At 76.2% G+C, this 26,810-nt stretch carries 28 protein-coding genes and 1 riboswitch; of the genes, 12 read left to right on the top strand and 16 right to left on the bottom strand.

Annotated features, from left to right (window positions below; genetic code table 11):
• Positions 1-26: 26 nt before the first annotated feature.
• Positions 27-683 (bottom strand): protocatechuate 3,4-dioxygenase subunit alpha, encoded by a 657-nt coding sequence (pcaG, locus tag JOD57_RS23175; protein ID WP_204694182.1) that lies wholly within the window; start codon positions 681-683, stop codon positions 27-29.
• Positions 680-1,426, bottom strand: a complete 747-nt coding sequence (gene pcaH, locus JOD57_RS23170) for a protocatechuate 3,4-dioxygenase subunit beta (RefSeq protein ID WP_204694181.1) — start codon at positions 1,424-1,426, stop codon at positions 680-682. The genes pcaG and pcaH overlap by 4 nt, the downstream gene beginning before the upstream one ends.
• Positions 1,427-1,527: 101 nt before the next feature.
• On the opposite strand from pcaH, the gene JOD57_RS23165 reads away from it, so the two are divergent.
• Both JOD57_RS23165 and JOD57_RS23160 read left to right on the top strand, forming a co-directional pair.
• Positions 1,528-2,271 (top strand): IclR family transcriptional regulator, encoded by a 744-nt coding sequence (locus tag JOD57_RS23165; protein WP_307824877.1) that lies wholly within the window; start codon positions 1,528-1,530, stop codon positions 2,269-2,271.
• Between the two features lie 51 nt (positions 2,272-2,322).
• Complete coding sequence (locus JOD57_RS23160; protein WP_204694179.1) at positions 2,323-3,492, top strand: 4-hydroxybenzoate 3-monooxygenase; 1,170 nt, start codon at positions 2,323-2,325, stop codon at positions 3,490-3,492.
• A 24-nt stretch (positions 3,493-3,516) separates the two neighbouring features.
• Here JOD57_RS23160 and JOD57_RS23155 read toward each other — a convergent pair whose 3' ends face one another.
• The 3 genes from JOD57_RS23155 to JOD57_RS23145 all read right to left on the bottom strand — a co-directional run bounded on the left by JOD57_RS23155 (position 3,517) and on the right by JOD57_RS23145 (position 5,889).
• Positions 3,517-4,365, bottom strand: a complete 849-nt coding sequence (locus JOD57_RS23155; RefSeq protein WP_204694178.1) for a hypothetical protein — start codon at positions 4,363-4,365, stop codon at positions 3,517-3,519.
• 43 nt (positions 4,366-4,408) lie between these two features.
• Positions 4,409-5,326, bottom strand: coding sequence for a ribonuclease Z (locus JOD57_RS23150; protein WP_204694177.1), 918 nt, complete (start codon positions 5,324-5,326; stop codon positions 4,409-4,411).
• 149 nt (positions 5,327-5,475) lie between these two features.
• Complete coding sequence (locus JOD57_RS23145) at positions 5,476-5,889, bottom strand: TFIIB-type zinc ribbon-containing protein (RefSeq protein ID WP_204694176.1); 414 nt, start codon at positions 5,887-5,889, stop codon at positions 5,476-5,478.
• A gap of 63 nt (positions 5,890-5,952) precedes the next feature.
• Here JOD57_RS23145 and JOD57_RS23140 point away from each other — a divergent pair, with 63 nt between their 5' ends.
• A complete protein-coding gene (locus JOD57_RS23140; RefSeq protein WP_204694175.1) occupies positions 5,953-7,026 on the top strand; it encodes a DUF3616 domain-containing protein in 1,074 nt (357 codons plus the stop codon).
• Between the two features lie 31 nt (positions 7,027-7,057).
• Here JOD57_RS23140 and JOD57_RS23135 read toward each other — a convergent pair whose 3' ends face one another.
• Positions 7,058-8,269, bottom strand: coding sequence for an MFS transporter (locus tag JOD57_RS23135; RefSeq protein WP_204694174.1), 1,212 nt, complete (start codon positions 8,267-8,269; stop codon positions 7,058-7,060).
• Positions 8,270-8,473: 204 nt separating this feature from the next.
• Between JOD57_RS23135 and JOD57_RS23130 the strand changes: the two genes are divergently transcribed.
• The 6 genes from JOD57_RS23130 (at position 8,474) to JOD57_RS23105 (ending at position 16,436) form a co-directional block, all read left to right on the top strand.
• Positions 8,474-10,195 (top strand): carboxylesterase/lipase family protein, encoded by a 1,722-nt coding sequence (locus tag JOD57_RS23130; RefSeq protein WP_204694173.1) that lies wholly within the window; start codon positions 8,474-8,476, stop codon positions 10,193-10,195.
• Between the two features lie 169 nt (positions 10,196-10,364).
• The gene (locus tag JOD57_RS23125) at positions 10,365-11,540 is read left to right on the top strand and encodes an acyl-CoA dehydrogenase family protein (RefSeq protein ID WP_204694172.1); all 1,176 of its coding nucleotides are present in this window, start codon (positions 10,365-10,367) and stop codon (positions 11,538-11,540) included.
• An 8-nt stretch (positions 11,541-11,548) separates the two neighbouring features.
• Positions 11,549-12,706: an acyl-CoA dehydrogenase family protein gene (locus tag JOD57_RS23120; protein ID WP_204694171.1), complete on the top strand. Its 1,158-nt coding sequence runs from the start codon at positions 11,549-11,551 to the stop codon at positions 12,704-12,706.
• 274 nt (positions 12,707-12,980) lie between these two features.
• A complete protein-coding gene (locus JOD57_RS23115) occupies positions 12,981-14,534 on the top strand; it encodes a Re/Si-specific NAD(P)(+) transhydrogenase subunit alpha (protein WP_204694170.1) in 1,554 nt (517 codons plus the stop codon).
• Positions 14,531-15,940, top strand: coding sequence for a Re/Si-specific NAD(P)(+) transhydrogenase subunit beta (gene pntB, locus JOD57_RS23110; protein ID WP_204694169.1), 1,410 nt, complete (start codon positions 14,531-14,533; stop codon positions 15,938-15,940). The genes JOD57_RS23115 and pntB overlap by 4 nt, the downstream gene beginning before the upstream one ends.
• A gap of 64 nt (positions 15,941-16,004) precedes the next feature.
• Positions 16,005-16,436, top strand: coding sequence for a hypothetical protein (locus JOD57_RS23105; RefSeq protein ID WP_204694168.1), 432 nt, complete (start codon positions 16,005-16,007; stop codon positions 16,434-16,436).
• Here the strand turns inward: JOD57_RS23105 and JOD57_RS23100 are convergent.
• Genes JOD57_RS23100 through JOD57_RS23090 form a run of 3 tightly spaced genes read right to left on the bottom strand, consistent with a single transcriptional unit; the run spans position 16,433 to position 18,055 of the window.
• Entirely contained in the window at positions 16,433-16,984 is a 552-nt protein-coding gene (locus JOD57_RS23100) for a DUF4334 domain-containing protein (protein WP_204694167.1), read from the bottom strand. The genes JOD57_RS23105 and JOD57_RS23100 overlap by 4 nt on opposite strands.
• Positions 16,981-17,823 carry a pentapeptide repeat-containing protein gene (locus JOD57_RS23095; protein WP_204694166.1) on the bottom strand — a complete coding sequence of 281 codons (843 nt, stop codon included), beginning with the start codon at positions 17,821-17,823 and terminating at the stop codon, positions 16,981-16,983. The genes JOD57_RS23100 and JOD57_RS23095 overlap by 4 nt, the downstream gene beginning before the upstream one ends.
• A gap of 22 nt (positions 17,824-17,845) precedes the next feature.
• On the bottom strand, positions 17,846-18,055 hold the full coding sequence (locus JOD57_RS23090) for a DUF4177 domain-containing protein (RefSeq protein WP_204694165.1): 210 nt from the start codon (positions 18,053-18,055) through the stop codon (positions 17,846-17,848).
• Positions 18,056-18,108: 53 nt separating this feature from the next.
• Between JOD57_RS23090 and JOD57_RS23085 the strand changes: the two genes are divergently transcribed.
• The gene (locus JOD57_RS23085; protein ID WP_307824876.1) at positions 18,109-18,495 is read left to right on the top strand and encodes a VOC family protein; all 387 of its coding nucleotides are present in this window, start codon (positions 18,109-18,111) and stop codon (positions 18,493-18,495) included.
• Here the strand turns inward: JOD57_RS23085 and JOD57_RS23080 are convergent.
• From JOD57_RS23080 to JOD57_RS23055, 6 genes are all read right to left on the bottom strand, one after another.
• Complete coding sequence (locus tag JOD57_RS23080; protein WP_204694163.1) at positions 18,492-18,905, bottom strand: hypothetical protein; 414 nt, start codon at positions 18,903-18,905, stop codon at positions 18,492-18,494. The two genes, JOD57_RS23085 and JOD57_RS23080, sit on opposite strands and share 4 nt — an antisense overlap.
• Before the next feature lie 50 nt (positions 18,906-18,955).
• The gene (locus tag JOD57_RS23075; protein ID WP_204694162.1) at positions 18,956-19,684 is read right to left on the bottom strand and encodes a DUF72 domain-containing protein; all 729 of its coding nucleotides are present in this window, start codon (positions 19,682-19,684) and stop codon (positions 18,956-18,958) included.
• A gap of 16 nt (positions 19,685-19,700) precedes the next feature.
• Positions 19,701-19,976: a hypothetical protein gene (locus tag JOD57_RS23070; protein ID WP_204694161.1), complete on the bottom strand. Its 276-nt coding sequence runs from the start codon at positions 19,974-19,976 to the stop codon at positions 19,701-19,703.
• Positions 19,973-20,611: a class I SAM-dependent methyltransferase gene (locus tag JOD57_RS23065; RefSeq protein WP_204694160.1), complete on the bottom strand. Its 639-nt coding sequence runs from the start codon at positions 20,609-20,611 to the stop codon at positions 19,973-19,975. The genes JOD57_RS23070 and JOD57_RS23065 overlap by 4 nt, the downstream gene beginning before the upstream one ends.
• Positions 20,612-20,737: 126 nt before the next feature.
• A complete protein-coding gene (locus JOD57_RS23060) occupies positions 20,738-21,730 on the bottom strand; it encodes an aggregation-promoting factor C-terminal-like domain-containing protein (RefSeq protein WP_204694159.1) in 993 nt (330 codons plus the stop codon).
• A 214-nt stretch (positions 21,731-21,944) separates the two neighbouring features.
• Positions 21,945-22,101: riboswitch (cyclic di-AMP (ydaO/yuaA leader) on the bottom strand.
• 162 nt (positions 22,102-22,263) lie between these two features.
• Positions 22,264-23,151 (bottom strand): hypothetical protein, encoded by an 888-nt coding sequence (locus JOD57_RS23055; protein WP_204694158.1) that lies wholly within the window; start codon positions 23,149-23,151, stop codon positions 22,264-22,266.
• 240 nt (positions 23,152-23,391) lie between these two features.
• Here JOD57_RS23055 and JOD57_RS23050 point away from each other — a divergent pair, with 240 nt between their 5' ends.
• Both JOD57_RS23050 and JOD57_RS23045 read left to right on the top strand, forming a co-directional pair.
• Complete coding sequence (locus JOD57_RS23050; RefSeq protein ID WP_204694157.1) at positions 23,392-24,537, top strand: LLM class flavin-dependent oxidoreductase; 1,146 nt, start codon at positions 23,392-23,394, stop codon at positions 24,535-24,537.
• Complete coding sequence (locus JOD57_RS23045; protein WP_204694156.1) at positions 24,534-25,157, top strand: FMN reductase; 624 nt, start codon at positions 24,534-24,536, stop codon at positions 25,155-25,157. The genes JOD57_RS23050 and JOD57_RS23045 overlap by 4 nt, the downstream gene beginning before the upstream one ends.
• Positions 25,158-25,227: 70 nt before the next feature.
• Here the strand turns inward: JOD57_RS23045 and JOD57_RS23040 are convergent, their stop codons facing one another.
• Positions 25,228-26,805, bottom strand: coding sequence for an FMN-binding glutamate synthase family protein (locus tag JOD57_RS23040; protein WP_204694155.1), 1,578 nt, complete (start codon positions 26,803-26,805; stop codon positions 25,228-25,230).
• Between the last annotated feature and the right edge of the window lie 5 nt (positions 26,806-26,810).

Genomic DNA, 26,810 nt, shown 5'->3' with positions numbered 1-26,810 from the left:
TCCTACCGCCGGGCCCGGCACGCCGCTCAGACGGCGAAGAACACCGTCTCCCGCTCGCCCTGCAGGTGGACGTCGAAGCGGTACCCGTCGGCGGTCCGCTCCGCGACCAGGGTGCGGCGCTGCTCCTCGGTCAGCCCCCGCAGGACCACGTCCTCGGCGTTGGCCGCGGCCTCGTCGGCGAAGTAGACCCGGGTGACGACGCGGTCGAGCATGCCGCGGGCGAAGACGGAGACGTCGACGTGCGGCGCCTGCAGGCCGCCCTCGCCGTCGGGCACCCGGCCGGGCTTGAGGGTGAAGACGCCGAACTCCCCCGGCGGGTCGCTCGTCTGCACGCGGGCGTAGCCGCGGAAGCCGGGGTAGGAGGCCGCGCCGCGGGGGTCCTCGGGTGAGGGGAAGCGGCCGTCCGGATCGGCCTGCCAGGTCTCGATCATCGCGTCGGGGACCAGGTCGCCCGCGCCGTCGACCACCCGGCCGCGGATCCAGATCCCGCCCTCGGTGCCCTCGGCGGCGGCCCAGGCGCCGTCCGGCCAGGTCAGGCCGATGGCCAGGTAGGGGCCGACGGTCGCGCTCGGGGTGGTGCCCAGCCGGAGCGGCTCGGTGAGGAAGCCGGTGCCGCGCTGCCCGGAGCGGGGCTGCAGGGGGACGGCCGGGTCGGGCGGGACGTCCAGCGGGTTCGCCGTCACGCCACGTCTCCGTCGTCCTCGGTCTCGAAGGGGGTCTGGTCGGTGCCGCGCAGGACGACGTCCCACTCGAAGGCGAGGGCCCAGTTGTCCTGGGTCCGGTCGAGGGAGTACCGGCTGACCGCCCGGTACCGCGCCGCGGCGGGGATGGAGGTGAAGATCGGGTCCTGGCCGAACAGCGGGTCGTCCGGGAAGTACATCTGGGTGACCAGTCGCTGCGTGAAGGCCCGGCCGAACAGGCTGAAGTGGATGTGCGCCGGCCGCCACGCGTTGTGGTGGTTGCCCCACGGGTACGCGCCCGGCTTGACCGTCATGAACTCGTAGCGGCCCAGGCTGTCGGTGACCACCCGGCCCAGCCCGTCGAAGTGCGGGTCCAGCGGCGCCGGCCAGGTGTCCGCGACGTGCCGGTAGCGGCCGGCCGCGTTGGCCTGCCACACCTCGACCAGCGCGTCGGGCACCGGGCGGCCGTCGCTGTCGAGCACCCGGCCGTAGACGAGGATCCGCTGCCCGATCGCCTCACCGCCGTTGCGCAGCGTCAGGTCGGCGTCCTGGGGCAGCACCCGGTCCTCGCCGAGCACCGGGCCGGTGATCTCGGTGAGCCGGTGCGGCAGGTCGACCGGCGTCCGCAGCGGTGCGCGCAGCGCGGTGCTCCGGTAGCCGGGGAAACCGACGGGCGTCCGCTTCTCGGCGGGTTCGCGCAGGTAGCGCGGCAGGAGCAGCCCGCGCTCCGATGTGGTCCCGGTCATGCCCGGCACGGTACGTCCGGCGGACTACGCTCCCCAAGCCCGCGTTCCCGCCCAGCGGAAGGACGACCGTGTCCGGAGGCGGCACCGCCCCAGGGCGCTCGGTGACCTCCCGGGCGCTCGCCGTCCTCGACGCCTTCGACGCCTCGGCGCCCCGGCTGACCCTCACCGAGATCGCCGAGCGCTCGGGCACCCCGCTGACCACCACCCACCGGCTGCTCGCCGAGCTCACCGGCTGGGGCGCCCTGTCCCGCCGGGACGACGGCCGCTACGAGATCGGCCGCAAGCTCTGGGACCTCGGCCTGCTCGCCCCCGTCCAGTTGGAGTTGCGGCAGCTGGCCTCGCCGTTCCTCCTCGACGTGCACACCGCCACCCGCGACACCGTGCACCTCGCCGTCCGCGACGGGCCGTCGGCCCTCTACGTCGAGCGGATCTCCGGCCGCGAGTCGGTGCCGGTGGTCAGCCAGGTCGGCAGCCGGCTGCCGCTGCACGCCACCGGCGTGGGCAAGGTGCTGCTGGCGTCGGCACCGGACGACGTCGTCGCCGAGGTCCTGGCCGCCCCGTCGCGGGCCACCCGGCACACCGTCGTCGACCCCGCGCGGCTGTCCCGGGAGCTGGCCGAGGTGCGCCGCCGCGGCTGGGCCCGCACCGCCGAGGAGATGTCGCTCGGCACCGCCTCGGTCGCCGTCCCGGTGCGCGTCGAGCGGGCCGGCACGACGGTCGTCGCCGCGGCGCTGGGCATCGTCGTCCCCAGCCACCGGCGCGACCTCGCCCGGCTGGTGCCGGTGCTCGAGGTGGCCGCCCGGGGCATCGGCCGCGCGCTGGCCCGGACGGCACCCTTCCGCTGAGCGGGAGCCGACGGTGTCCACGGGGGCGTAGCCGGGGTCACACTCGCCGGCATGCGCACCCAGGTGGGGATCATCGGCGCCGGCCCGGCCGGACTGCTCCTGTCGCGGCTGCTCGCCCGGCAGGGCATCGACTCGGTGGTGCTGGAGAACCGGTCCCGCGAGTACGTGCAGGGCCGCATCCGCGCCGGGATCCTCGAGCAGAACACCGTCGACGTCCTCACCGAGGCCGGCATGGGCGACCGGCTGCACCGGGAGGGCCTCGAGCACCGCGGGGTGTACCTGCAGTACCCGGGCGTGCGCCACCAGCTCGACTTCCCCGACCTGTGCGGCCGCCGGGTGTGGGTCTACGGGCAGACCGAGGTGGTCAAGGACCTCGTCGCCGCCCAGCTCGACGGCGGACCGCCGCTGCTGTTCGACGTCTCCGACGTCGCGATCGAGGACGTCGACACCGACGCCCCCCGCATCCGGTTCACCGACGCCGACGGGACGCCGCAGGTGCTCGAGTGCGACGTCGTCGCCGGCACCGACGGCTTCCACGGCCCGTCGAGGGCGGTCGTGGCCGGGGGTGCGGGCGGGCAGCAGCTGTGGGAGCGCACCTACCCCTACGCCTGGCTGGGCATCCTGGCCGACGCCGCCCCGGCCACCGACGAGCTGATCTACGCCTGGCACCCCGACGGGTTCGCGCTGTACTCGATGCGCTCGCCGTCGGTGTCGCGGCTGTACCTGCAGGTCGACCCGTCGGAGCGGATCGAGGACTGGTCCGACGACCGCATCTGGTCGGGCCTGGCCACCCGGTTCGCGCACGAGGGCTGGGAGATCAGCACCGGGACGGTCACCGAGAAGTCGATCCTGCCGATGCGCTCGTTCGTCAGCGCGCCGATGCGCCGCGGCCGGCTGTTCCTCGCCGGCGACGCCGCGCACATCGTCCCGCCGACCGGCGCCAAGGGCCTCAACCTCGCCGTCGCCGACGTCGTCCTGCTCTCCCGCGCGCTGGTGCGGCTGCTGCAGGAGAAGGAGACCGACCTGGTCGACGCCTACTCCGACGCCGCGCTGGCGCGGGTCTGGCGGGCCACCCACTTCTCCTGGTGGATGACCTCGATGCTGCACACCACCGGCGACCCGTTCGACGCGCAGCTGCAGCTCTCCCAGCTGCGGCGGGTGTGCTCGTCCGAGGCCGCCGCCCGCGAGCTCGCCGAGAACTACACCGGCCTGCCGCTCTGAACAGACGGCCCCCTCCCCGGTACCTCAGCCGTCGGGCAGCAGGGCGGCCACCCGGTCGGCCGTGCCGGGCGCGAGCGGCAGGTGCCGCAGGACACCGGTGACCTCGTCGGGCTCCAGGCCCTGCTCGCCGAGCGCGGTCAGCAGCCGCCCGGCCTCCGCCGGCGGCACCGGCGTGGGCAGCCCCGCCTCGCGGACGGCGGCCAGCGCGAGGAACAGCGCACCCGCCAGCCCCTCGTCCGGCTGGGGGCCGGCCGGTGCCCGCTCGGCGGCCGCGGCGCGGGCGGTGGCCTCGGCGGCGCGGACGAGCGACAGCGGCAGCCCCTCGGACTCCACCTCCAGCAGCGGGGTGCGGCCCAGCGCGGCGAGCACGAGCAGCTCGGCCTCGGTGCGCAGCGGCTCCTCCCACTCGCCGACGCGGACGACGCCGGCCAGGTCGACGTCGGCGGGGTCCTCGCCGAGGTCGTCGAGCAGCTCGCCCCACTGACCGGGCCTCGTGCGGCGGGCGCGGTCGGCGGCCAGCACGCAGGTCTCCTGCACGAACGGCTCGATGACCTCGCGGTCGAAGCGGTCGGCGAAGACGGTGCCGTCGGCGTCGACGGCGTTGAGCGCGTCCTGGAAGCTGCCGGGGCGGGCGTCGCCGAGCTCGAGCCGGCCGTCCTCCTCCCCCGACAGCGCCTGACCGGTGGCCGCGCGGTCGCCGATGGTCGACCCGGTGGCCACCAGCCGGCCGCGCAGCCGCAGGTGGTGGGGACGGTCGGACAGGCCCACGCTCCACGCGCACGCCTCGGCGATCAGCGCGGCCCGCCGCTCCCGCAGCACCTCGCGGCCCAGCAGGCCGAACCAGTCGGGCTCGAAACCGGAACCGTCGAACACCTCTCCTCCCTACCCCGCGCGCCTCCCTACCCCGCGCGCCTCCCTACCCCGCGCGCGGGGGCACCGGCACGCGCTGCAGGTCGGCGGCGACGACGAGGTCGCCGTCGTACACCGCGCGGGCCTCGTCCTCGAAGCGGCGCGGGTCGTCGTAGCGCTGGGAGAAGTGGGTGAGCACCAGCCGCCGGACCCTGGCCTCCGCGGCCACGCGGGCGGCCTGCCGGGCGGTCAGGTGGCCGTACCGCTCCGCCAGCGCGGCGTCCTCGTGCAGGAAGGTCGACTCGGCGACCAGCAGGTCGGCGCCGTCGGCCAGTGCCGGGACGCCGTCGCACATCCGGGTGTCCATGACGAAGGCGAACCGCTGCCCGGGCCGGGGCGCGCTCACGTCCTCGATCCGCACCGTGCACTCCCCCACGCGCAGGACGCCCGCGCGCTGCAGCCGGCCGACGTCCGGCCCGGCGACCCCGGCCGCGGCCAGCCGGTCGGGCAGCACCCGCCGGCCGTCGGGCTCGACCAGCCGGTAGCCGAAGGACTCGACCGGGTGGTCGAGCCGCCGGGCCTCCCACGTGCCGGCCGGGTCCTCGGCCAGCGGACCGTCGCCGGTGACCGGTCCCCCGCGCACGTCGGCGAGGTCGGCGAAGACGCTGGCGTGCCGGAGCCGCTCGTAGAAGTGCCGCCCCGAGGCCGGGTGGTGGACCGTCACCGGGTGCCGGACGCGGTCCAGCGACATCCGCTGCAGCACGCCCGGCAGGCCGAGGCAGTGGTCGCCGTGGAAGTGGCTGACGAAGACCCGGTGGACGGCGCTGCTCGGCACCCCGGCCAGGAGCATCTGCCGCTGGGTGCCCTCGCCGGGGTCGAGGAGGAAGCCGCGGCCGTCCCAGCGCAGCAGGTAGCCGTTGTGGTTGCGGGTGCGGGTGGGCGCCTGGCTGGCGGTGCCGAGCACGACCAGCTCCCGCGCCGCCACGGCGCCGACGCTACCGGCGCCGTCCGCCCGCGGCCGTGCCGCACGAGCCGTCGGCCGGTGGGTCGCGCGCACGGTCGTGCTCTGCCCCCGATCGGGGGCAGAGCACGACTGCCGGCCGATTGGTCCCCCGCCGGGCGGGCGGCCCCGGATCAGCCGAACAGGTCGGAGAGGAAGGACTCCTTGCGCTTCCTGTGCCCGTACGACGAGCCGTGCGACGAGCCGTGCGAGGACTGGCCGCCGCGCACCGCGCCGAGCACCTCGTTGACCACCGCGCCCAGGCCCGCGCCGCCGGCGGCCGGGTACTGCGCGCCGGCCGCGTGCTGGCCGTACGCCGGCTGTGCGTACGGCTGACCGGAGGGCTGGCCGTGGGCGGAGCCGTGCTGCTGCCCGGCCGGCTGCGCCGCGGCCCCGCCGCCGTGCCAGGCGGTCTCGGCGTCGACCAGCCGCTCGAGCTCCCCGCGGTCGAGGAAGATGCCCCGGCACTCGGTGCACTGGTCGACGTGCACGCCGTTGCGCTCGTAGGTGCGCATCGCGCCCTGGCACTTGGGACAGACGAGATCCATACCGCACGGTACGACGCACGACGGCCTCCCGGCCCGGGGTGGGGCGTGCCATGGTGTGCGGCCGTGACGACGACCTCCACGGTGACCCTCCGCTTCGGTTCGTCCGCCCGGGAGAGCTCGACCCACACCAACCTCTCCGCCGTCCGCAGCGACGGACCGGTGCTCTGGGTGGCCGGCGACGAGACCGCCACGATCGAGCGGCTGGTGGCCGACGACCCGGCCGCCCCCACCTGCTACGGCGACCAGACCGGCTTCTCCCTCGCCGACCTCGTCCCCCTGCCCGGCGGCACCGGCCCGGCCGTCGAGGAGGAGGCCGACATCGAGGGCATCGCCCGGACGCCGGACGCGCTGTGGGCGGTGGGGTCGCACAGCCTGCGGCGCCGCCGGATCCGCGACGAGCACGACGGCGAGCGGGCGCTGCGCCGGCTGGCCCGGGTGACCGGCCAGCCGCGCCGGCAGGTCCTCGTGCGGCTGCCGGTGGTCGACATCGACGGCCTGCCCACCCCCGTGCGGGACGACGGCGCGGGCACCCGCGCCGCGGTCTTCGGGACCCGCGGGAAGGACCTGCGCGACCTGCTGGCCGACGACGAGCACCTGGCGCCGTTCCTGCCGATCCCCGGCAAGGACAACGGCCTGGACGTCGAGGGCATCGCCGTCTCGGGTGAGCGCGTCCACCTCGGGCTGCGCGGGCCGGTGCTGCGCGGCTGGGCCGTCGTCCTGGAGCTGCGGCCGGAGGCCGACCCCGACGACCCCACGCGGCTGCGGCTGCGCCGGTTCCCCGACGGCTGCCGCTACCGCAAGCACGTGCTGCGGCTGGCCGGCCTCGGCGTGCGCGACCTGTGCCCCCAGGGCGAGGACCTGCTGGTGCTGGCCGGGCCCACCATGGACCTCGACGGGCCGGTGTACGTCTACCGCTGGCACGGCGGCTGCGCGGTCGAGGCGCCCACCGTCGTCCGCGGCGAGGTGCTGACCCGCGAGCTGGCCCTGCCGTTCGGCGACGGCGACGACCACGCCGAGGGCATCGGCCTGCTGGGCCCCGCCGAGGACGGCCGGCTGCTGGTCGTCTACGACAGCCCCGCGCCGCGGCGGCTCACCCCCGACGGCGGCGTGCTGGCCGACGTCGTCCGGCTGCCCTGACCCGCCGGGGAGCGGAGGGCAGGACGGTCCCTCACACGATCCGCACCGGCCGGGCGGCGAGCACCCCGGCGACGGCGAGGCCGAGCGCGAGCGCGAGCAGCAGGAGCAGCGGCGCGGTCCACCCGCCGGTGGGCCCCGACAGCGCGCCGACGGCGACCGGCCCGGCGGCGCCGACCGAGTAGCCCACCAGCTGGCTCATGCCCGACAGCCGGGCCGCGGTGTCGGCGTCGGCCGAGCGCAGCACCACCAGGACCAGCGCCAGCCCGATGCCGGCCCCCTGCGCCACCCCGGCCAGGGCGGCCCACACCGGCCAGGCGCCCGGCGCGGCGAGCAGCCCGCCCGCCGGGACCAGCCACAGCGCGGACACCGCCAGCGCCAGGCCGGTCTGCCCCGGCCGGCGGGCGACGACGGCCGGCACCAGCAGGCTGCCGACGATGCCGGTCGCCTGGAACAGCGAGGCGGCCAGCGACCCGGTGGTGACGTCGGCGCCCGCCCGGTCGGCCAGGACCGTGGGCAGCCACGCGGTCAGCGAGAAGTAGAGCGACGACTGCAGCCCCAGCACCGCGGTGACCGCCCACGCGGTCGGCGAGCGCCACAGCCCCGCGCGGCCGGCCACCGGGCGACCCGCCGGGGCGGCGGTGCCGAGCAGGTCCCCGCGCCCCCGCGCGGCCGCCGCCCAGACCCCCGCGCCCGCGACGGCCAGCAGGCCCTCCACGGCCAGGGCCCCGCGCCAGCCGAGCACCGTGCCCAGCGGCGCGGTCAGCGCGGCCGTGGCGGCGGCGCCCGCGACGAGCCCGGCGGTGTAGAGGCCGGTCACCGTGCCCGCCTGCCGGCCGAAGCCGCCCTTGACCACCGCCGGCAGCAGCACGTTGCCCACGGTCATGGCCGCACCGGCCAGGAAGGTGCCGGCCAGCAGCACCGGCGCGCCGTCGAGGACCCGCAGCCCCTGCGCGGCGGCCAGCAGCAGCAGCGAGCCGAGCACCGCCGGCCCGGCGCCGGCGCGGCGGCCGAGCACGGCCGAGGCCGGCGCGAGCAGGGCGAAGCACAGGACGGGCAGGGTGGTCAGCAGCCCCGCGGTCGCCGCCGACAGCCCGAGGTCGGACCGGATCTCGCCCAGCACCGGCCCCACCGCGGCGATGGCGCCGCGCAGGTTCAGCGCGGTGAGCAGCACGGCGGTCAGCAGCAGCCGGTTCTCGGCCAGGACGGCACCCGGCGGCGGGGTCGGGCGGGACGCGGGGACCACTCCTGTCGGACGCGGCGGGTGGACCAGGGACCCGGCCCGGCGGCACATCCTGCCCGCCGCGCCGGCCGCTCCCGGCGCCGCCCCGGCCCGGCCGGCGGTGCCCGGGGGGCCGGGCGCGGTCGTGGAACACCACCCGTTAGCGTGTCACCCGTCCGTGGCCCAGCTCACACCGACGTGGGCCGGGCGGCCCTCCGGGAGGTACCCGTGCACGTCCCCCTCCACCGGCGGCTCCGCCGGTCCCTGCTCACCCTCGGCCTCGGTGCCGCGCTGACCGCCGGGGCCCTCGCCGCAGCCGGCCCGGCCGGCGCCGCACCCGGCCACGCCGACGGCGACGGGTACGGCTCGGGCCGGTCCGCGCCCCGGGTGGTCGAGACGACCGAGGGCCGGCTCCGCGGCTCCGTCGTCGACGGCGCCTACCGCACGTTCGAGGGCGTCCCCTACGCCGCGCCGCCGGTCGGCGACCTGCGCTTCCGGCCGCCGGCGCCGGTGGAGCCGTGGCGCGGCGTGCGCGACGCCACCGCGCCCGGCCCCCAGTGCGCCCAGCTCACCCGGCAGGCCAACCCCGAGACCTACGGCGAGGACTGCCTCTCCCTCAACGTCACCACCCCGGCCGGCCTGGACGCCGCCGGGACCGACCTGCCGGTCATGGTGTGGATCCACGGCGGGTCGTGGGTCTACGGCGCCGGCGCGAACTACGACGCGAGCACGCTGGCCCTCGAGGGCGACGTCGTCGTCGTGACGATCAACTACCGCCTCGGCCCGCTGGGCTTCCTCGCGCAGGAGGACCTCTCGCGCGACAACGGCGCGGTCGCCTCCGGCAGCGCGGGCCTGCTCGACCAGCAGGCGGCCCTGCGCTGGGTGGAGCGCAACGCCGCGGCCTTCGGCGGCGACCCCGGCCGGGTGACCGTGTTCGGCGAGTCCGCCGGCGGCTCCTCGGTGTGCGCGCAGCTGGCCGCGCCCGACGCCGCCGACCTGTTCGACCGGGCCATCCCGCAGAGCTACAGCTGCGCCGCCCGCTACGAGGACCTGCCGACGGCCGAGACCAAGGGCGCCCGCGTCGCCGACCTCGTGGGCTGCACCGACCCGGCCACCCGGTCGGCCTGCCTGCGCACGCCCGGCGAGGACTTCACCCGCCGGCTGCTCACCGCCTGGCGCGACGTCGGCGGCGGCGCCTTCGTCGTCGGGGGCTCGGCACTGCCGGTCCAGCCGGCCGACGCCATCGCCTCCGGCGCCTGGAACGAGGTGCCGGTGCTGCACGGCAACCTCAGCGACGAGAACACGCTGTTCACCCCGCTCACGCCGCTGCGCTCGACCGGGGCCCCGCCGCCGCCCACGCTGACCGTCGAGCAGTACGAGGCCGAGATCCGCGCCCGCTACGGCGCCCGCGCCGACGAGGTCCTCGCCCGCTACCCGGCCGCGGCGTACCCGTCCCCGCTGCGGGCCCTGGCCGAGGTGGCCAGCGACGCCACCGGCGCGCTGTCGACCTGCGAGCACGTCGAGGCCTACGAGCTGCTGGCCGACCGGACGCCGACCTTCGCCTACCAGTTCCGCGACGAGACGGCGTCCCCGCTGATCGACTTCCCGTACCCGGCCTACCCGGAGGACGCCTCGCACGCCGGCGAGCTGCCGTTCCTCTTCCCGGGCCTGTTCGGGGAGCCGCTCACCGCCGAGCAGCAGGACCTGGCGTCGACGATGGTCGGCTACTGGACCGGCTTCGCCGCGACCGGGGACCCCGACGGCCGGGACTCCCACGGTCGGCATGCCGACGGCGGCGGCCACCACGGCGACCGGCACGGCGACCTGCCGGCCTGGCCCCGGTACGCCGACCCCGGTGACGTCCAGGGCCTCGACATCGCCGCCGACGGCGGCGTCGGGCCGGTCGACGTCGCCGCGGACGCGCAGTGCGCGTTCTGGGCGACGGTCTGAGCGCCTCCGCCCCACCCCGGGCCCCGGACAGCAGCGCTGCTGCCCGGGGCCCGGGCACGTCCGCCCCCACCGCGGACGGCCGGAGAGCCGCGTCTACTCCCCGGTAACAAGTGTGGGATCGTCGGAGCACACGTCGAGACGGCACCGCCGCCGTCAGGAGAGAGGTCCCATGCGGTTGCAGCTTTCCCCGGAGATGGAGGCCTTCCGGGATGAGATGCGCACCTTCTTCACCACCCAGGTGCCCGCGGAGATCCGCGACACCGTCGCGGCCCGCCGGCACGTGGGCCGCGAGCAGTACGTGCAGACCCAGCGGATCCTCAACGCCGCCGGCCTGGCCGTGCCGCACTGGCCGGTCGAGTGGGGCGGCCGGGACTGGACGCCGCTGCAGCGCCACATCTGGCGCGAGGAGATGCAGCTGGCCTCGGTGCCCGAGCCGCTGGCCTTCAACGCCAGCATGATCGGCCCGGTCATCGCGGCCTTCGGCGACCAGGAGCAGAAGGAGCGGTTCCTGCCGGCGACGGCGAACCTCGACATCTGGTGGTGCCAGGGCTTCTCCGAGCCCGACGCCGGCTCCGACCTCGCCTCGCTGCGCACCACCGCCGTCCGTGACGGCGACGACTGGGTGGTCAACGGCCAGAAGACCTGGACGACGCTCGGTCAGCACGCCGACTGGATCTTCTGCCTCGTCCGCACCGACCCGACCGCCGAGAAGAAGCAGCGCGGCATCTCGATGCTGGTCTTCCCGATGGACAGCCCCGGGGTGACCCTGCGGCCGATCGAGCTGCTCGACGGCAGCCACGAGGTCAACGAGGTCTTCTTCGAGGACGTCCGCGTCCCCGCCGAGAACCTCATCGGCGAGGAGAACCGCGGCTGGGACTACGCCAAGTTCCTGCTCGGCAACGAGCGCGTGGGCATCGCCCGCGTCGGCGCCACCAAGAAGCTGATCTCCCAGGCGAAGTCCCTCGCCCGCGAGGTCACCGCGGGCGGCCGCCCGCTGTCGGAGGACCCGCGGCTGACCGCGCGCATCGCCGAGCTCGAGAACGAGCTGGTGGCCCTCGAGCTCACCGCGCTGCGCGTCGTCGCCAACTCCGCCGACGGCAAGCCGCACCCGGCCTCGTCGGTGCTCAAGCTGCGCGGCTCGGAGCTGCAGCAGGCCGCGACCGAGCTGATCGTCGACATCGCCGGCCCGCTCTCCCTGGCCTCGTTCGCCGACGGCGGCTCCCAGGTGCCCGACTGGGCCCGCGTGGCCACGCCGGAGTACCTCAACTACCGCAAGGTGTCGATCTACGGCGGGTCGAACGAGGTCCAGCGCACCATCATCGCCGGCACGATCCTGGGGCTGTGAGGTAACCCGTGGACTTCCAGTACGACAGCGAGCAGAACGACCTGCGCGAGGCCGTGCGCGGCCTCCTGCAGCGCGCCTACGGCGACCCCGAGGCCCGTCGCCGGACGGTCGCCACCGACCCGGGCTTCGACGAGAAGACCTGGGCCCGGCTGGCCGAGATGGGCGTGCTCGGACTGCCCTTCGCCGAGGACGACGGCGGCATGGGTGCCGGCCCGATCGAGGTGGGCATCGTGGCCGAGGAGATCGGCCGGGTGCTGGCACCCGAGCCCTTCGTCGAGGCCGTGGTCCTCGCCGGCGGCCTCGTCGCGGCCGTGGGCACCGCCGCGCAGCGGCAGGCGGTCCTCGGGCCCCTGTCCGAGGGCGCGAGCGTGCTCGCCCTCGCGCACGCCGAGCCGGGCACCCGGTGGAGCCCCTCGGCCAGTGGCGTCACCGCCACCGAGGACGGCGGCACGTGGCGGCTGACGGGCGTCAAGGAGCCAGTACTCAACGGTGCCCGCGCCGACGTGCTCGTGGTGTCGGCCGTGGTCGGGGACGGCACCGCGCTGTTCCTCGTCCGGGGCGACGCCGAGGGCCTGACCCGCACCGGCTACCGCACCCACGACGGCGGCCGCGCGGCGAACGTGACCCTCACCGGCACCCCGGCCGAGCTGCTCGGCGCGGGCACCGCCGACCGCAGCGCCGACGTCGAGCGGGCCCAGGCCCTGGCCCGGATCGCCTACGGCAACGAGGCCGTCGGCGCGATGGAGACGGCGCTGCGGACCACCGCGGAGTACCTCAAGACCCGCAAGCAGTTCGGGGTCACGCTCAACCGGTTCCAGGCGCTGACCTTCCGGGCGGCGGACATGTACGTGTCCGTGGAGCTGGCCCGCAGCACCGCGCTGTGGGCGAGCATGGTCGCCGACACCGGCGGCGACGTCGTGGCCGCGGGCGACCGCGTGCGGCTGCAGACCAGCCGTGCCGGCCGGCACGTGGGCAAGGAGGCCATCCAGCTCCACGGCGGCATCGGGGTCACCGCGGAGTACTCGATCGGCCACTACACCAGCCGGCTCACCGCGATCGACCACGTGCTCGGCGACGGCGACTGGGCCGCCGCCCGCCTGGCCGAGACCGTCGACAGCTACCCGACGGTCGACCCGCTGGGTGCGCCCTACACCGGCGCCCCCTAGGCACCCCCTGCACCGGCCGCGGCCGGCGTCCCCCTCCGGGGGCGCCGGCCGCGGCCGTTGACGGGCCGCCGTCCCGACCGCGTCACCGCCGCCGGCCCCGACCGCCCGGCCCGACCTCACCCCCGGGTGCGATCCGGGTCACGATCCGGTGCCCGGGGCACGGCCTGCCACCGCCGCCTGCCACGATGCAGCGCGGGGTGCGGTCAGCCACGGCCCCCTGCACCACCAGGCCCGCCGGCAGAGCCGCCGGCCCCGAGCTGTCCTTGGAGTGCGCGTGCTCATCGGTGTGCCCGCCGAGACCCGGCGGAACGAGACGCGGGTCGCCGCGACCCCCACGAGCGTGGGCCAGCTCTGCGCCCTCGGCTACGACGTCCTCGTCGAGGCCGGTGCCGGGGCGGCGGCCGACTGCCCCGACGAGGCCTACGTCGCCGCCGGTGCGCGGATCGGCTCGGCGGCGCAGGCGTGGGGCGCCGACGTCGTCCTGCACGTCAACGCCCCCACCGCCGCGGAGATCGCCGCCCTGCGTGCGGACGCGGTGCTCGTGAGCCTGCTCGCCCCGGCGCTCTCGCCCGACCTGGTCGACGCGCTGGTGGCCCGCGGCGTGACCGCGCTGGCCATGGACGCCGTGCCGCGGATCTCCCGGGCGCAGTCGCTGGACGTGCTGAGCTCCATGGCCAACATCGCCGGCTACCGCGCCGTCGTCGAGGCCGCCCACGCCTTCGGCCGCTTCTTCACCGGCCAGGTCACCGCCGCGGGCAAGGTGCCGCCGGCCAAGGTCTTCGTCGCGGGCGCCGGCGTCGCGGGGCTGGCCGCCATCGGCACGGCCAGCAGCCTGGGCGCCATCGTGCGCGCCACCGACGTGCGCCCGGAGGTGGCCGAGCAGGTGCGCTCGCTGGGCGGGGAGTACGTGGGCGTGCCGGCCGACGAGGAGGAGCAGGCCGCCGGCGGCGGCACCGGGTACGCCTCGGTGACCAGCGAGAGCTTCAACGCCCGCGCCGCGGTCATGTACGCCGAGCAGGCCCGCGACGTCGACGTCGTCATCACCACCGCGCTGATCCCCGGCCGCCCGGCGCCCCGGCTGCTCACCGAGGAGATGGTGGCCAGCATGAAGCCCGGCTCGGTGGTGGTCGACATGGCCGCCGCGCAGGGCGGCAACGTCGCGGGCTCGGTCGCCGACGAGGTGGTCGTGACCGGGAACGGCGTCACGATCATCGGCTACACCGACCTGCCCGCCCGGCTGCCGGCGCAGGCCTCGCAGCTGTTCGCCACCAACCTGGTCAACCTGCTCAAGCTGCTCACCCCGGGTAAGGACGGGCAGGTGGTCGTCGACCTCGACGACGTCGTGATCCGGGGGATGACGGTGGCGCGGGCCGGCGAGCGGCTCTGGCCGCCGCCCCCGGTGCAGGTCTCGGCCGCGCCGGCCCCGGCGGCGACGGCGCCACCGCCGTCACCACCGGCGCGCAGGGAACCGGCCGGGCCGGGACGCCGGGCGGCGGTCGTGGGGCTGGCCGCCGCGGTGCTGTTCCTGCTGGCCGCCTTCTCCCCCGACCAGCTCATCGGCAACCTGACGGTGTTCGCCCTCGCCGTCGTGGTCGGCTTCTACGTCATCGGCCACGTGCACCACGCGCTGCACACCCCGCTGATGAGCGTCACCAACGCGATCTCCGGGATCATCGTGGTCGGCGCGCTGCTGCAGCTCGGCCACGTGAGCGGGGTGGTCACCGTGCTGGCCTTCCTGGCCGTGCTGCTGGCCAGCATCAACGTCTTCGGCGGCTTCGCCGTCACCCGCCGCATGCTCGGCATGTTCACCCGGGGGGCCACCCGATGAGCGCGACCACCGCCGCGTCGGCGGCCTACATCGTCGCCGGGCTGCTGTTCGTCCTGAGCCTGGCCGGGCTGTCCCGGCACGAGACGGCCAAGGCCGGCAACGCCTACGGCATGGCCGGCATGGCCCTGGCGCTGGTCGCCACCATCGGGCTGGCCGCCCGCGACGGCGACGCGCTGACCGTCGGGCTCATCGTCGTCGCGATGGTGCTGGGCGCGGCCATCGGCATCTGGCGGGCACGGATCGTCGAGATGACCGGCATGCCCGAGCTCATCGCGCTGCTGCACAGCTTCGTCGGCCTGGCCGCGGTGCTGGTCGGCTGGAACGGCTACCTGTCGGTCGAGGGGGCACCGGCCGGTGAGGGCGAGGACCTCGGCCTGCCGGTCGGCATCCACTCCGCCGAGGTCGCCATCGGGGTCTTCATCGGCGCGGTGACCTTCACCGGCTCGGTCGTGGCGTTCCTCAAGCTGTCCGGCCGGATCAGGAGCAACCCGCTGGTGCTGCCGGGCAAGAACGCGCTCAACCTCGGCGCGCTGGTGCTCTTCGCGGCGCTGACCGTCGTGTTCGTCGTCTCGCCGGGCCTGGCGGTGCTGTCGGGGCTGACCGTGCTGGCGCTGGCCCTGGGCTGGCACCTGGTCGCCTCGATCGGCGGCGGCGACATGCCGGTCGTCGTCTCCATGCTCAACAGCTACTCGGGCTGGGCGGCCGCGGCGTCGGGCTTCCTGCTCGACAACGACCTGCTGATCATCACCGGCGCGCTCGTCGGCTCCTCGGGTGCCTACCTGAGCTACATCATGTGCCAGGCGATGAACCGCTCGTTCCTCTCCGTCATCGCCGGCGGGTTCGGCAACGAGGGCAGCACCGCGGCCAGCGGCGAGGCCGACGGCGAGCACACCGAGGTCACCGCCGAGGAGGTCGCGCAGCTGCTGCGCGACGCCGACAGCGTCGTCATCACGCCGGGCTACGGCATGGCCGTGGCGCACGCCCAGTCCGCCGTCGCCGAGCTCACCCGCATCCTCACCGACAAGGGCGTCGAGGTCCGCTTCGGCATCCACCCGGTCGCCGGCCGGCTGCCCGGGCACATGAACGTGCTGCTGGCCGAGGCCAAGGTCCCCTACGACGTCGTCCTGGAGATGGACGAGATCAACGACGACCTCGCCAAGACCGACGTCGTCCTGGTCATCGGCGCCAACGACACGGTCAACCCGGCCGCGGCCGAGGACCCGGCCAGCCCGATCGCCGGGATGCCCGTGCTGCACGTGTGGGAGGCCGAGCACGTCGTCGTCTTCAAGCGGTCGATGAGCACCGGCTACGCCGGCGTGCAGAACCCGCTGTTCTTCCGGTCCAACACCCGGATGCTCTTCGGCGACGCCCGCGAGCGGGTCGAGGACATCCTCCGGGCGCTGTAGTCCCGTCCGCCGTCCGGGCTGCTGCGGTTGCGGCCCGGACGGCAGGGGCGCGACGGTTGCCGTCGTGGACCCCTTCCGCCTCGGCATGCCCAAGATCCCCGGCCTGACCGAGCTGCTCACCACGCTGCAGGCCCAGACCGAGGCGCTCGCGCAGCTGCCCCGGACGCTGACCGACCTCAACGCCGCCGTCCGGGAGCTGATCGCCGCGACGTCGACGGCCACGTCGGCGATCGCGTCGGCCCAGCGCACCGCCGAGCGGCTCGAGGAGCTGGTCGGCGAGCTGGAGGAGCCGGTGCGGGCGCTCAAGCCGGGGCTGCAGCGGGTGGGCCGGGTGCTCGACGACCCGGCGGTGGAGGCCGTCCCGGACATCATCCGCACGATCGACGAGGACCTGCGGCCGCTGATCGCGACGCTGCACCAGGCGCAGTCGCGGGTCGCCGGGGTCACCGGGCTGCTGCGCCGCCGCGGCCGGCCGGAGGACGACGACGTCCGCTAGGAGCGCTCCCGCTCCAGCACGAAGGCGTAGGGGCCGGGCAGGCCGCGCGCGTCCATGAGCCCGAGCAGCCGGTCCGGGGTCACCTGGCGGAACACGTCGACGACGGGCAGCCGGTCGTAGACCAGCGCCGCGGTGAGCACGCCGCGGTGCTCGACCGTGCGCACCCGGGCCGCCGGACGGCGGGTGGTCAGCAGCGGCCGCGCCACCGCGAACGCCAGCCGGGCCGGCCGGCTGCGCACCAGGCCCGGGGCACGGCGCAGCACCGTCAGCGGCGCGAGGGCCGGCTGCACCGGCCGTGGCCGCCCGGCCCGGTCGGGGAACAGCAGCGGGTGCACCGTCTCGGCGTCGACGACCTCCTTGCCCCACCAGCGGTACGCCGTCAGCAGCCCGTCCAGCGGCGAGCCGGTGGGCAGCTCGGTGCCCCGCCACCGGCCGACGAGGCCGGCCACGCCGACGCCGGGGAGCCGGTCGGCGAGGGCGAGGACGGCGGCCGGGGTGGCGCCGCCGCGACGGGAGTCGAGCTCCCGGACGGCGTCCTCGGCGGTCACCGCGGTGCCCAGTGCGGCGGGTGCTCCAGCCCGGGCGGCAGCGCGGTCGCGGCGTCCCCGCGGGCGGCGGCGACCTGCGGGCGGGTGAGGAACAGCGCGCCGGAGAGGTCGGCGCCGCGCAGGTCCGTGGCCCGCAGGTCGGCGCCCAGCAGGTCGGTGCGGTACAGGTCCGCGCCCCGCAGGTCGGCGCCGATCAGGTAGGCGCCGCGCAGGCCGACCCCCCGCAGGTCGGTGCGGCGCAGGTCGGCGCCGACCAGGTCGGCGCCGCGGCGGTCGGCCCGGCGCCGGCCGTTCCCCCGCGGGCGGACGCCGGCCCGCGCCAGCTCGCTGACCGACAGCAGCAGCGCGCCGGCCTCCTGCCGCAGGGCGGCCGTGTCGACGGCGGCGAGCTCGCCGGCCGGCGCGGCCGTGAGCGCCTCGGTGCGGTCCCGGGCGGCCGTCAGCTCCCGGTGCAGCGGCGCGGCCTCGCTCAGGGCGAGCGCCTCGGTGAGGTACCACAGCAGCTCGTGCAGCTGGCGTTGCACGCCGAACGCCGCGAACACCGGCGCCGCGGCCTCCGGCGAGTCCCGCCAGTCCGGGCCGCCGGCGAAGGTCACCTGTACCGTCTGCTGCCCGGCGCCGAAGCAGTCGAACACCGTGCAGCCGGGGAAGCCGCGCTCGCGCAGCTCGGCGTGGATGCCGCAGAGCGCGTCGGCGTGCAGGTGCGGGCAGGCGTGCCCGGCCGGCTTGTCGATCGCGAAGTCGGCCGACGCCGCGAAGGCCGGCGCCACGCAGCACAGCCCCGTGCAGCGGGCGCAGTCCGCGCGCAGCCGCGCCCGGGCGTCGGCGGTGTCGGGCACGGCGGCTCCTCGGGCAGGTCGGTCAGGAGGTGGGGCGCTCCAGGGTGACCAGCACGCCCTCGACGCCGCCCGGGCCGATCCGGCCCTTCACCTCGACGGAGGTGATCGCCTTGAGCTGCCACCCCTCGCGGGCGTGCTCGTTGAGCACCTTCTCCAGCTTGTCACCCGACATCTTCCCGCCGATCAGCCCCTCGCGGAGCTCGACCACCCGGTACTCGTACCGCTGCGCCACGGCGTCCTCCTCGTGTCGGTCCCCGCTCCCCCGGCGATGATGCCGGAGTGGACGTGCTCAGCAGCCGGGTCCTGCTCCGGGCGGCCGACCCCGCGCGGTCGCAGGCCTTCTACCGCGACGTGCTCGGGCTGGCGGTGTACCGCGAGTTCGGGCCGCCCGAGCACCCCGGCGTGGTCTTCTTCCTCGGCAACGGCCTGCTCGAGGTGTCCGGCCCGGGCGAGGAGCCGCCGCGCGGGATGGCGCTGTGGGTGCAGGTCCGCGACGTCGCCGCCGAGGTCGAGCGGCTGCGGACGGCCGGCGTGCCGGTGCTCCGCGGGCCGCAGGTCGAGCCGTGGGGCCTGGTCGAGTCCTGGCTGGCCGACCCGGACGGCGTGCGGATCGTGCTGGTCGAGGTGCCCGCGGACCACCCGCTGCGCCGCGACCGGCGCCCGCCGGGCTAGGTGGCGTCGGCCGGGGGCGGCACGTCCCGGTCGGACGACGACCCGCGGACCACGTCGGCGAAGGACTCCTCCAGCCGGGCCCACGTCGAGCTCCACTCCAGCAGCGGCTCGAGGATCCGCTCGAACACCGCGAGCTGCTCGTCGAAGGCCTGCAGCTGCGCCGACATCGCCTCGATCTGCCGGCGCTGCCCGCGCACGGCCGAGGCGATCGCCCCGAGCTGCGCGGCCGACAGCGCCCCCGGCGGCGAGGGCAGCCGCGGCAGGCTCAGCCCCGAGGGGACCGCGCCGGCGGCCAGCCCGCGGGCCCGGTCGGTGAACCCGCGCAGCTGCGCGACGAACTCCTCGACGGACCGGCTGACCAGGTTGCCCTGTCCCTGCCCTGCCTTCGGACCGACGTCCTGCTCGCTCATGGCTCCAGTCTCCCGCCGGGCCGCCGCACCCGCCGCCCGATGGGCTCCGGTCACCCGCCGGTCAGCGCCCGCAGCGTCTCCGCGTTCCGGACGGCGTGGCCGTGCCCGTCGTTGTTGAAGTAGGCGTAGACGTCCCGCCCGGAGGCCGCCCACTCCCCCACCCGGTCGGCCCACCAGCGCAGGTCGTCGTCGGGATAGGACCCCGCGTAGAGCCAGGCGGTGTCGGGGCCGTGCAGGCGGACGTAGACGAACCGCGCGGTGGCCCGCAGCACGCACGGCAGCCCGGCGCCGCTCATCACGCAGTAGGCCGCGCCGTGCCGCTCCAGCAGCGCGAACACCTCCTCGACGTGCCAGCTGGGGTGGCGGAACTCCACGGCCACCCGCACCCAGTCCGGCAGCAGGGAGAGGAAGTACCCGAGGCGCGCGTCGTCGCGGGCCGCGGCGGGGTGCAGCTGCACCAGCAGCACGGCCCGCCGGCCGTCGAGCTCGTGCCAGGCCGCGGTGATCCGCTCGACCCACGTCTCCGGGGCGTACAGCCGCTTGGCGTGGGTCAGGCCCCGCGGCGCCTTGACCGACAGCCGGAAGTCCTCGGGCAGCCGGTCCCGCCAGCCGGCGAAGGTCGCCGCCCGGGGCCAGCGGTAGAAGCTCGCGTTGAGCTCGACGGTGCCGAACCGGCGGACGTAGTGGGCCAGCCGGTCGCGGGGCGGCGTCCCCGGCGGGTAGAGGACGCCGTCCCAGTGCTCGTAGCTCCACCCCGACGTGCCGACGTGGACGGCCACCGGTGCGCCGCCGTCCTCAGCGGCCGCGCCGGGCCGGCCGCACCACGTCGGCGGCGGCCACCCGGACGCTCCCGGCGAACCGGGTACGGATGCCGCCGGGGTGCGCCTCCAGCGGGGGCAGCAGGGCGTGCGTCAGCCGGACGACGGCGGAGGAGTCGACGGCCAGGACCTCGCCGGACCCCGCGAGGGGAACCGGGTCGAAGCGCCCGGGCGGCGCGCCGGGGTGGGCGGCCCGCACCGAGGCGACCACGGCCGTGCCGCTCGTGAGGTCTAAGGGGGCCGGCGCGCTCACGGCAACCGCCACACCGTGGTCCGGCGCAGGCCGGGGCCCTCGGTCTCGGGCACGTCGTAGCGGACGACCGGCTCGAGCCGCTCGTGGGGGAGGTAGGGCCGGCCCGGGTCGCCGACGAGCACCTCGCAGCCGCGCGCCCGGGCCCGGTCGAGGAAGGGCAGCACCCGCTCGGTCATCTCGCGGTCGTAGCAGACGTCGCCGGCCAGCACGACGTCGACGGCCGGGGGCTCCCGGTCGAGGACGTCGCCGGTGACGCCGATCCCGCCCACCCCGTTGAGCCCGGCGTTGACGCCGACCGCCGTCCGGGAGAACGGGTCGACGTCGCTGGCCAGCACGTGCCGGGCGCCGGCGAGGACGGCGGCGACGGCGACCAGCCCGCTGCCCGACCCCAGGTCGAGCACCGTGCGGCCGGTCACCGGCACGGCCCCGTCGAGCACGGCGCGGGCCAGCGCCTGGCCGCCGGGCCAGGCCGCGGCCCAGAACGGCGGTGCCTCACCGGCACCGCCGGCCGCGTCCTCCATCGCCTCCCAGAGGGCGACGACGTCGTCGGCGACGTGCAGCCGCACCTCCGGGACGAGCGAGGGCCGGCGCACCTGCGTGTGCGCGCGGACGAAGCCGGGCGGGACGACTCGCATGCCCGGCAGTCCACCACCCCGCCCCGACGCAGGGGCCCACCTCGAGCGGAGCGAGCGGTGGGGCCCACGCGGCCCCGGTGCAGGGTCCCGCGCCGAGCGTGCGAGGCGCGGGGCGCCGGGGTCCTCCTAGTACCAGCCCTTGGACTGCGAGTGCGCCCAGGCGGCGCACGGCGAGCCGTAGCGCTCCTCGATGTAGATCAGGCCCGCGTCGATCTGCCGGTAGCCGTCGGAGGTCTTGGCGATGCCGGTGCTGGCCCACGTCGAGTCGAGGAACTGCGGGATGCCGTAGGCGGTGCTGGTCGGGTTCTGCGCGTTGGGGTTCCAGCCGCTCTCCTTGCCCCACAGGTTCTCGAGGCAGCTGAACTGATCGGCGCTGCCGACCTTGCTCAGCGCGTACTCCTTGAAGGTCCCGCGGGCGGCCGGCGCGGCGGCCGACGCGGGCGCGGGGGTGGCAGCCGGGGCCGGGGCCGGTGCGGTCGCGGCCTCCTCCGCGGCGGCGGCGCGCTCGGCGGCCTCGGCGGCGGCCTGGGCCTCGGCCGCGGCCTGCGCCTCGGCGGCGGCCTGGGCCTCGGCGGCGGCGCGGGCGGCCTCCTCCTCGGCGGCGCGGCGGGCGGCCTCCTCGGCGGCGCGCCGGTCGAGCTCGGCCTGGTCGGCGGCGGCCTGCGCCTGGGCGGCGGTGGCCTCCTCGGCGGAGCGCTCGCTGCGGGAGGCGGCGAGGTCCTCGAGCGGGGCGAGGTCGGCGGCCTGCGGCGCCATGGGGGCCGCGGCGTCGGCCGGGAGCTCGTCGGCGACGCCGAGCTGCTCGGCCACGCTGACCGAGGTGCTGGCCGTGTCGGTGCCGGCCTCGGCGGCCGGGCCGCCGGTGGTGACCACGCCGACGATCAGCGCGCCGGCCGCGGCGGCGGCCAGCAGCAGGGCGGGGCGGCGCGGGCCGAGCGGCGGGCTGCTGCGCCGCGCACCGGTCCGGGCGGGGAGGGTGGCACGTGCGCGCCGGCCGCGGCGGTGACCGGCAGCGGGGGCGTCGGTGTCCACGGCGGCCAGGACGGCGGTGGCGTCGCTCACGGGCAGCTCGGCGGTCGCGGCGGCGTCGGCAGGCGTGTTCGGGGTACGGCTGGGCATGAAGGCGGGGGCTCCGAGGGGAGAGTGCGCGCGCGGCAGCCCGGTTCGCGGGCAGGGACCGGCGCACGGCGGTCTACGGGTCCCCGGCGGCCGCGGTCGGCGGCGCCGGGTCAGCGGGGCAGGGAGGCGGCCGGGCTCAGACGGCGCGGTGCACGCGCGGCCGGCAGCACCTGCGGGCCACGGCGGCCCGGAGGCGGGGCATGCGGAGACTCTCCGTTCCTTCCGTGGCCGCCTACCGAGTTAGCTGACGGGTTCGGGCGGGAAGAAGCCCTACGCGCTGCGAGCGGAGCTCGACAGGCGATTCACCCCAGGACTGCGGTGGGTCCCCGGCTCGCGTCCACGGTGCGGACACGACTCGGCGGCGCCCGGCCGGGCTCCCCGGGAGGGGACGAGACGACCGACCGGACGTGGAGAACGTACGTGTCGTTACCTGCCCGTGACAACACCAGGGCGCCAGATACCCGCGTGACGCGTGTTACGGAGCCGTCCGCACCCGACCCGGGGCCGGTGGCCCGGCGGGCCGGGAGTGCGGGTCAGGACGCCGCGGCGACGTCCGCCCCCGGCTTCCGGGGGGTCTCGTCACGGGCCGCGGCGTCGCGTCGCTCGGCGAGCACCGAGACGTCGTCGGGCAGCTCGTCGGTGGGGACCGCGTCCCCGCGCAGGACCTCGGCGAGGCCGGCGAGGGCATCGTCGACGTGCCCGCCCAGCACTCGCAGCGTCTCGCGCACCCGGTCCCGCTCGGCGTGCAGCGCGGCGAGCTCGGCCGCGACGGCGGCCCGCTCCTCCTGCGCCCGCGCGGCCGCCTCGGCCTCCCGCCGGGCCCGCGCCTCGGCGGCCTCGCGATCCAGCCGTGCGCGCTCGGCCGCCGCCGCGCGCCGCGCCTCCTCGGCCTCGCGGTGCGCCTCCTCGCGGGCGGCCTGCGCCTCCGCCCGCACCCCGGCGACCTCGCCGTGGGCCTGCTCGCGCAGCGCGATCACCGCCTCCCGCATCTCGGCGACCTTGGCCAGCCGGGCCTCGGCCTCCGCGCGCGCCTCGGTGCGCACTCGCTCGGCCTCCTCCTGGGCGCGCTCGACCAGGATGCGCGCGTCCTCGGGGCTCGGCAGCGCCTCGCGCTCGCGCACCAGCTGGGCCAGCCGGCGGCGGGCGTTCTGCAGCTCGCCGGAGCAGGCGGCGTAGCGGCTGAGCAGGTGCTCGTTCTCCCGGCGGAGCACCAGCAGCTCGGTCTCGGCCGCGGCCACGTAGTCGTCGACCTGGAGGCGGTCGTAACCGCGGACGGCGTGCGTGAAGACCGGCCCGGTGTTCAGCAACCCGTCGAGACCCCTCGCCGGGGCGTGCTCCGCGGCGGTGTTGTCCGTGAAGGCCGTCCGTCTGGTGCCGCTGGCCCCGGCGTCCGGTGCGGCTCCCTGCGAGTGCTTCGACATCCCGTTCCCCCCGGTCCGTCGTCCTCCCGGGCCCGTCGGGCGATCCAGGTGAGGGACGCCAGACTCCCAGTGGGCCGCACGCCCGTGGCTCCTCACCAGATCACGGGACGGTCACCGACGGAGTGGTCCGCCGCCGTGTGGTCACCCGACTACTGCACGCACAGGCAGCCTGGGAATGTCCTGTGACCTGCACCCGTTCGGTGGAGTAGTAGTTGCACGCTCAACCACAAGGAGCCCGCGATGCAGTTCGGGATCTTCTCGGTCAGTGACGTCACGACCGACCCCACGACCGGCCGCACGCCGAGCGAGGCGGAGCGGATCCAGGCGATCCTGGCGATCGCGGAGAAGGCCGAGGAGGTGGGGCTGGACGTCTTCGCCCTGGGCGAGCACCACAACCCGCCGTTCTTCTCCTCCTCGCCGACGACCACGCTGGCCTACGTCGCCGCGCGCACCACCCGCCTGCAGCTGTCGACGGCGACCACGCTGATCACCACCAACGACCCGGTGAAGATCGCCGAGGACTACGCGATGCTGCAGCACCTCGCCGGCGGCCGCGTCGACCTGATGATGGGCCGCGGCAACACCGGCCCGGTCTACCCGTGGTTCGGCCAGGACATCCGCAACGGCATCCCCCTGGCGGTGGAGAACTACGCGCTGCTGCGCCGGCTGTGGGACTCCGACGTCGTCGACTGGTCCGGCCGGTACCGCACGCCGCTGCAGGGCTTCACCTCCACGCCGCGCCCGCTGGACGGCGTCCCGCCCTTCGTCTGGCACGGCTCGATCCGCTCCCCGCAGATCGCCGAGCAGGCCGCCTATTACGGCGACGGCTTCTTCTCCAACCACATCTTCTGGCCCGAGGAGCACACGCAGCGGATGGTGGAGTTCTACCGCTCCCGCTTCGAGCACCACGGCCACGGCAGCGCCGACCAGGCGATCGTGGGCCTGGGCGGGCAGGTGTTCGTGCGGAGGAACAGCCAGGACGCCGTCCGGGAGTTCCGGCCCTACTTCGACAACGCGCCGGTCTACGGCCACGGCCCCTCGCTGGAGGACTTCTCCCGCGAGACGCCGCTGACCGTCGGCAGCCCGCAGCAGGTCATCGAGCGCACCCTGGGATTCCGCGACTACGTCGGTGACTACCAGCGGCAGCTGTTCCTCGTCGACCACGCCGGGCTGCCGCTCACGACCGTGCTCGAGCAGCTCGACCTCCTGGGCGAGGAGGTCGTGCCGGTGCTGCGCCGCGAGTTCGCCGCGCTCAAGCCCGCGCACGTGCCCGACGCGCCCACCCACGCCTCGCGGGTGGCCGCCCGCGGCGGCGCGCAGGACAGCACCGTCCCCGCCCCGGCCGACGACGTCACCGGGCGCACCGTGGAGGAGGTCTCGGCATGACCACCCGCACCCTCGCCGTGGTGAGCGCCGGGCTGGGCGTCCCGTCGTCGACCCGGCTGCTGGCCGACCGGCTGGCGACGGCGACCGTCGCGGCCCTGCGCGAGCGCGGCGAGGACGCCGTCGTCGAGGTCGTCGAGCTGCGCGAGCACGCCCGCGACCTGGCCGACGCGTTCGTCACCGGCTTCCCGAACGCGGCGCTGCGCGCGGCGGTCGGGACGGTGACCGGCGCCGACGGCGTCCTCGCCGTGACCCCGGTGTTCACCGCCTCCTACAGCGGGCTGTTCAAGTCCTTCGTCGACGTGCTCGACGAGGGGGCGCTCACCGGCAAGCCGGTGCTGCTCGCGGCCACCGCCGGCACGGCGCGGCACTCGCTGGTGCTCGAGCACGCGATGCGGCCGCTGTTCAGCCACCTGCGAGCGATCACCGTGCCGACGGCGGTCTTCGCGGCCCCGGAGGACTGGGCCGGCGGGGACGGCACCAGCCGGGAGCTGGCCGGGCGGATCGCCCGCGCGGCCGGCGAGCTGGCCGACGTCGTCACCGGCCGGCCGGCCTCGGCCCGCCCGGCCGACCCGTTCGCCGACGTCCCCTCCTTCGAGGACCTCCTCCGCGGCAACCCCTGAGGGAGGACCCCGGCCCCCTCCAGGGCACCGCCCCGAGCGTGCGAGGGGTGGGGAGAAGGGGGTCCTCCCCTCAGCCCGCGGCGTCCTCGGACGGGGCCGCGGCACCGCCCTGGGGGCTGTCCTCCGCCGTCATGATCCGGACGATCTCCGCCCGGTCGGCGGCCGAGGGCAGCCCCCAGCCGGGCTCGTAGCCGTACACGTCCCCGAGCGGCGTCGACGCGGTGCGCCCGTCGAGGATCTCCACCGAGCCGGTGTCGATGAGCCCGGGGTGCTCGACGCCGCAGGCCTCGGCGACCTTGAGCAGGTCCCGGCGCAGCGTGGCCAGGTAGTTGGCCAGCCGCACCGACTTCAGCGCCGGGTCCAGGCCGTGCGCGAGCCACGCGTTCTGGGTGGCGACGCCGGTCGGGCAGGTGTCGGTGTGGCACTTCTGCGCCTGGATGCAGCCGATCGCCAGCATCGCCTCGCGGGCGACGTTGACCGTGTCGCAGCCGAGGGCGAAGGCGACGACGGCGTTGTCCGGCAGGCCGAGCTTGCCCCCGCCCGTGAAGGTCACCTGCTCGGCCAGGCCGCGCCGCGCGAAGGCCGCGTAGACCCGCGCGAAGCCGAGCTGGAACGGCAGGGACACCGAGTCGGTGAAGATCAGCGGCGCGGCGCCGGTGCCGCCCTCGCCACCGTCGACGGTCACGAAGTCGACGCCGCGGCCGGTCGTGGCCATCAGCTCGGTGAGCTCGTCCCAGAACGCCATGTCGCCGACGGCGGACTTGATGCCCACCGGCAGACCCGTCTCGGCGGCGAGCAGCTCCACCCAGTCCAGCAGGCTATCGACGTCGCTGAACTCCGCGTGCCGCGACGGGCTCACGCAGTCGACCCCCTCGCGCACCCCGCGGGCCGCGGCGATCTCGGCGGACACCTTCGCCGCCGGGAGCACGCCGCCCAGCCCCGGCTTGGCGCCCTGGCTGAGCTTGATCTCCACCGCCCGCACCGGGGCGCCGGCCACCAGGTCGCGCAGCCGGCCGAGGTCGAAGCGGCCCTCCTCGTCGCGGCAGCCGAAGTAGGCGGTGCCGAGCTGCAGGACCAGGTCGCCGCCGTGCCGGTGGTGGACCGACAGCCCGCCCTCGCCGGTGTTGTGCAGGCACCCGGCCAGGGCCGCACCGCGGTTCAGCGCCTCGACGGCCGCCCCGGACAGCGAGCCGAAGCTCATCGCGGAGACGTTGACCACCGACGCCGGGCGGAACGCGTGGGCCCGGCCGCGCGGGCCGCCGAGCACCTTCGCCGAGGGCAGGGAGACGTCGGCGGCCGACGCCGGGTGCGACGGCGGGACGGCGCGGCCGAAGGTGCGGTGGTTGATGACCGCGTACCCGGCGGTGTACTCGAGGTCGTTGTCGGTGCCGAAGCCGAAGTAGTTGTTCTCGCGCTTGGCCGACGCGTAGACCCACCGGCGCTGGTCGCGGGTGAAGGGCCGCTCCTCGTTGTCGCCGGCCACCAGGTACTGCCGCAGCTCCGGCCCGATCGACTCCAGCAGGTAGCGGGCGTGCCCGAGCACCGGGAAGTTGCGCAGCAGCGTGTGCTCCCGCTGCAGCAGGTCGCGGGCGGCCACCGCCGCGACCGCCCCGAGCCCGGCCACCGCGGCCCGTCCGGCACCCCTCATGACAG

The sequence above is a fragment of the Geodermatophilus bullaregiensis genome (assembly GCF_016907675.1).
Classification (GTDB): Bacteria; Actinomycetota; Actinomycetes; order Mycobacteriales; family Geodermatophilaceae; genus Geodermatophilus; species Geodermatophilus bullaregiensis.
Note: the sequence above shows the minus strand (reverse complement) of the source record. Positions and strands in the feature narration are given on the sequence as shown.